3 protein-coding genes are annotated in these 4,511 nt (G+C 40.3%); all 3 read right to left on the bottom strand.

Annotation, left to right across the window (positions count from 1 at the left end):
* Window positions 1-246: 246 nt before the first annotated feature.
* On the bottom strand, window positions 247-2,190 hold the full coding sequence (locus BUB25_RS16245; RefSeq protein WP_072946190.1) for an OmpA family protein: 1,944 nt from the start codon (window positions 2,188-2,190) through the stop codon (window positions 247-249).
* 40 nt (window positions 2,191-2,230) lie between these two features.
* Complete coding sequence (locus BUB25_RS16240; protein WP_072946188.1) at window positions 2,231-3,163, bottom strand: PorP/SprF family type IX secretion system membrane protein; 933 nt, start codon at window positions 3,161-3,163, stop codon at window positions 2,231-2,233.
* A gap of 47 nt (window positions 3,164-3,210) precedes the next feature.
* The coding region (locus tag BUB25_RS16235) for a T9SS type B sorting domain-containing protein (RefSeq protein ID WP_139256934.1) at window positions 3,211-4,511 on the bottom strand (1,301 nt) is incomplete at its 5' end.

The raw sequence follows: 4,511 nt of genomic DNA, 5'->3' as shown, positions 1-4,511 counted from the left end.
TATGCTACTGTTACACTGCCTAATTCTAATTCAGATTTTATACAAAGTTAACGTCATTTTATATTGCTTTTTTTGTAAAAAAATTAAACCTCGAACTGACGTATGCAAAACATCAAATTGATAATAAAGCGACAATCCATGTTTAGAACATACAATAAAGCGCATCGTTTTAAATTATTTTTGAAACCAATAAAAAACAGCCTTTCCAAATTGAAAAGGCTGTTTTTTTATGCTCTTATAACATGCTTATTCTAACGCAAGAATAATAAACTCGCTGCGTCTATTGGCTTGATGGTCTTCCTCTGAACATTTGACACCATCACTGCATTTATTGACCAGCTGGCTTTCCCCATAACCCTTAGCGCTCAATCGATCAGCAGCAATACCGTTCTTAATCAACCAAGCCGCAGTAGCTTTGGCTCTTCGATCTGATAATGCCAAATTGTATTGGGCTGTTTGTCGGCTATCGGTATGCGAACGAACATCGATTTTCATTTTTGGATATTGCTTCATCACATCGAGGATTTTCTCCAGTTCAAAGGCCGCTTCTTTTCGGATTAACGCCTTATCCAAATCGAAATAAATCATTTTTATACCAAAACATTTTCCCAAATCATCTCCAACGGCCACCTTACAGCTTGCTTTGCTCAAAGCCAACGAAAGATTGGTTCTGCCAGAGTTCTTGGCAATCGTCACAGCCTCTTCCTTAGTCTCGTAGTTTTCTTGTGCCGCTCTGACATAATAGGTTTTTCCGCAAATCAGCTGAAAATCATAATAGCCATTTTCATCGGCCTTAGTTTCTTTTAAAAGAACAAATTTTTCATCAAATAAACTCACCACCGAATTGGCCAAAACCAAGCCCGTATCCTGATCGCTAATGATACCAGACAAGGATTGCTCGCAGCTTATTTTTTTAATCTCAGTAAACTTATAGATATCGTCATAACCTTTTCCCCCAGGCCTGTTAGACGTAAAAAAACCGGTACGGCTGTTGGCATCTATCAAAAAAGCAAAGTCGTCAGCAGGACTATTTACCGGCGCGCCCAAATTCTGAATTTCTTCAAAGCCGTCTTGCTTTTTCATTTTGGCTACAAATAAGTCCAAACCACCCAAACCCGGGCGTCCATCAGTAGCAAAATAGAGCTCATTATCATCGGATACAAAGGGGAAAGTTTCCCTGCCTTCGGTATTGATTGCACTGCCTAAATTCTCTGGTTTACCATAAGTACCATCCTTTAGTATGGCTACCTTAAACAAATCCGATTGCCCTAAAGTCCCCGGCATGTCAGAGGCAAAATAAAGGGTTTCGCCATTTGGACTCAAAGCCGGATGCGCCACATTGTATTGGTCGCTGTTAAAAGGAAGTGCGGTTATATTAACCCATTTTCCATCCTCAGCCCTCGTTGCCTTATATATTTTCAACAGGGTGATTTTTTTATCGTCCTCCCCTTTTCTTCCGTTCAAATAATTATTTCGGGTAAAATACATGGTCTTTCCATCGTTTGTAAAAACCGGACTGGACTCATGAAATTTAGAATTTATTTTATTGTCAAATAAGACCGGGCTGTTCAAATTCCCATTCGCATTCACCTCCGAACTGTAGAGATTGGTAAACGTTTGATTGGTCCATCGAAAGATCTTTTTGGAAACTCCTCCGGTATCACGGGCTGAGGCAAACACCAATTTATTATTAAAGAACGAACTTCCATAATCGGAGTATTCTGAATTAATCCCTGCATCTGCAATGGTATAGCGCCCTGAATTGGCCTTAATGTCTTTCAGATAATTCTTGTTTTCCATAAAGAGTTTTGCTCTTTGGTCATTGCCTGATTTTTTATTGAACTGCTCCAACATTTTATCGGCTTTGGCATAATCCCCAATTGACTTGAGTGCCTGCGAATAACGATAATAATATTCGGCTGGCTGCTCCTGATTCATTGCAAAAAGTTCGCTGTACCAATATGCTGCCTTGGCCAAATCAGCATTAAAATAATAGGCATTCCCTAGTTTTTGGAACATCTTTTCGTCTTTGTATCCCTTTTCGGCCACACGCTCATAAGTGGCTATTGCATCCACATAAGCATAATTTTCGTATTGTTTATCAGCTGCTTCCACAGCTGCTTTTTGTCCGTAACTTTGAAAAGAAAGTACCGTTAGGAAAAAACTGTAAAATATATTTTGTATTTTCATCTGTAGCTATTTATTGCTTTTTATGGGTCCAATATCCTATTTAGAAAAATCTTGGAGAAACCATTTTATCGTACCTATTAAACAATTCGTATCTCAAGAAAATCTCATGGGAACCCGAATTGTAATTTTCCAATCGGGTGGTTTCTAAATCATAGCTGTATCCAATGAACCAAGAATCATTGACCTGAAAACCAACCATCGCACTCAAAGCTGCGCTCCAACGGTAGGCTACCCCTGCCATCACTTTATCATTAATCAAAAAGTTTCCGGACAAATCCACCTGAAGCGGCGCACCCTGAACCAACTTAGTCAGGACTGATGGCTTAAACTTTACTTCAGAACTCAAATCAAAGACATGACCGGCTATTAGATAATAATGCATTTTTTCGGCGGCAACATGACTATTGGCTCCTCTACTGGCATAACGATCAAAATGTTTGGTTTCCAAAAAATTAGGAACAGAAAGACCGATATAACTACTTTCAGAATGCAAATACACTCCCGCTCCAATATTGGGAGAAAACTTATTATCGATATTGGTCTCAAACTGATAATCATTCAAATCATATTTGCTCAGCTTATTAATAAAATCAATATTAAGTAGGCTGGCGCTGGCCTTCAATCCGAAAGACAATTTAAAAGTTTCGGAAGTAGGAATGGTATAGGAGAAATCAGCTGAGATCGTACTCTCATCTGAAGGCCCAATTTTATCATTGACAATTGAAATCCCCAGTCCCACATCACTGTTGTTTATAGGAGTATGGAGCGAGACGGTATTGGTTACCGGAGCACCATCCAAACCTACCCACTGCGCCCGATGCAGTACAAAAATACTCATCGCCTCCCTGGATCCGGCATAAGCAGGGTTAATGTTAATGGTATTGTACATGTATTGGGTGTACTGCGAATCTTGTTGGGCATATCCTATAACTGTAAAAAACAACAAAAACAGCCCTGTAAACTTTTCTTTCATACTATGTTTATAGTACCGAGGGATATGCTCCCCCGGTCATTCATTTTTTAGCGATTTATATACAAATAGCCTGATTTCTCATACGTTTTTTTCTCATTATCCTTATATTTCAGGATATAGAAATAGGTTCCCGTTGGTAATTCTTCTGCTTGTTTTACCGTTACACGTCCTTCAGATCTTCCTCTAAAAGCCCTGTCGTCATTGTTGTAACGGTCGCGTTCAAATACCAAGACGCCCCAACGATTATAAATTTCGACCGTGTTTTCTGGGTAAAACTGTAATCCATCTATTCTAAGGACATCATTAAATCCATCCCCATTTGGAGATACTGCATTATAAACTTTAACGACACTTTCAGGCAATACTAAATTCAGACCGGTATTAACGGTATCCTCAGCTGATACCCTAACTGCTGCCGGGCTATCCGCAGTCGCCGAAGCTGTATTCACTACTTCAGCCCTATCTATATCGGCTTGGGTTATACTATAGCTAAGCTGATACTCTTTGTTTTCGCCAACAGCCAAGCTTATCGAAGCTGCACTTGTATCAAAGCCAAGCATTGCATCTTTTACAATTGCATTTGTCAAAGCCACATTACCCGTATTAGTCACTAACAAAGTATAGCTAATTGTTTCCCCTACTTGTGTGGAACCATTTCCGTCCTCATCGTTTAAGACTGCTGATTTCACTAGAGAAATACTTGGAGATTCCACTGCTACTAATGGAATTGTGATTGTTGCTGTTGCCGTAGCGCAAGCTGACGGAGCTAATTTATCACATAACTGGTAAGTCACATTATACACTCCAGCCGCTGTTCCTGCTGCCACAGTAATCGCTCCAGTAGTCGTATTTAAACTAATGCCTGCTGGCCAGCTTCCAGACTCTGAGATTACAGAGTTTGCTGTCGTACTCGGAGCCCCATTAGTGGTATCATTTGATAATACATTAGCAATAGCTGTTCCTCCTGTTGAAGGCGCAGTTCCGCTATCGGCCGCTGGACAGACATAACTATTAATTGTAACTGCAACCGGATTAGAGGTACAACCTCCAGCACTAGCTACCGTAAAATTATAAGTGGCTCCTGCCGCTAGGCCGCTAATCGTTGTTGTACTTCCCGTTCCTGTAATAGTTCCAGGATTAATGGTCCAGTTTCCTGCCGGCAATCCACTTAACAAGACCGTTGCTGTAGGAATTGAGCATGTGGGTTGGGCTGTTACGCTTGCAATTGGTGTAGCGATACCAGTTACAACTATGTTTTGAGTTGCTGTTGTTGTGTTTCCGTTGCCATCATCAAAAGTCCAAGTAACAACTGTAGTGCCTTGGGTAGTGATAGGGAAACTTACATTCG

Origin of the sequence: Flavobacterium granuli, assembly GCF_900129705.1 — a bacterium.
GTDB lineage: Bacteria > Bacteroidota > Bacteroidia > Flavobacteriales > Flavobacteriaceae > Flavobacterium > Flavobacterium granuli.
Note: the sequence above shows the minus strand (reverse complement) of the source record. Positions and strands in the feature narration are given on the sequence as shown.